Source organism: Actinotalea sp. C106, from assembly GCF_023630195.1.
Taxonomy (GTDB): domain Bacteria; phylum Actinomycetota; class Actinomycetes; order Actinomycetales; family Cellulomonadaceae; genus Actinotalea.
In genome coordinates, this window is record NZ_JALPKN010000528.1 from 1 (window position 1) to 1,108 (window position 1,108).

The 1,108-nt window shown below is 76.4% G+C and carries 1 protein-coding gene; it reads right to left on the reverse strand.

The window, feature by feature from the left end:
* On the reverse strand, positions 1 to 1,108 hold a 1,108-nt coding region (locus L0B03_RS18230), incomplete at both ends, for a YifB family Mg chelatase-like AAA ATPase (RefSeq protein WP_250448474.1).

The following is a 1,108-nucleotide window of genomic DNA, read 5'->3' on the forward strand; positions in this document are numbered from 1 at the left end:
CGAGCCGCCCCGGCCTGTCCCGGCCGGCGAGGTCGGCCAGCGTCCACGCCACCCGCAGGACGCGGTCCGCCCCCCGCAGGGAGAGGGTGCCCCGGTCCAGAGCCCGGTCGAGGTCTGCCTGGGCGTCGATCCCGTCGGCGTGGGCCCGCAGCCAGCTCCCCGAGACCTCCGCGTTGGTGGCCCACGGGGTGCTCCGCAGCCGTGCCCGAGCACGGCCACGAGCCTCGGCCACCCGTGCCGCCACGGTCCCGGTGCCCTCGGCCTCCGGTGCGGCACGGTCGACCCTGGGCACCGGCAGGACCTCGATCTGCAGGTCCACACGGTCCAGGAGCGGCCCGGAGAGCCTCGAGAAGTACCGGCGACGCGCCATCGGTGCGCAGGTGCAGTCGAGGCCCTTGCCCACCGCGCGACCGCAGGGGCACGGGTTGGCCGCCAGCACGAGCTGGAAGCGCGCCGGGAAGCGGGCCGAGCCTGCCGAGCGGTGGATGACGAGCTCGCCGTGCTCGAGGGGCTGCCGCAGGGTCTGCAGGACCCTGGTGCCGAACTCCGGGGCCTCGTCGAGGAAGAGGACACCGCGGTGGGCCCGTGAGGCGGCACCTGGACGGGGCAGGCCGGAGCCCCCGCCGATGATGGCGGCCGCCGTGGCCGTGTGGTGCGGGTCCTCGAACGGAGGCCGTCGGACGAGCCCGTCGACGGGCCGGAAGGTCCCCGCGAGGGAGTGGACCGCCGTGACCTCGACGGCTTCCTGCTCCTCGAGGTCGGGCAGGAGCCCGGGAAGCCGCGCCGCGAGCATCGTCTTGCCGGCTCCAGGAGGTCCGACCATCAGGAGGTGATGGCCGCCCGCGGCCGCGACCTCCAGGCCCCACCGGGCCTGGCCCTGACCGATCACCTCGGCCAGGTCGACCGCAGGCGCGGGCGCAGGCGGGTCCTCGTGGGCTGCCACCGGTCCTAGGGGTCCGGGGTCGGCCGACTCGGCCCCGTAGGCGAGGGCGACCTCCGCGAGGCACGATGCCGCCACCACCTCGGCCCCGGGGACCAGCCGCGCCTCGTCGGCGTTGGCCGACGGGACCACGACACGGCACCGACCGGCAGCGACCGCAGCGGCGAC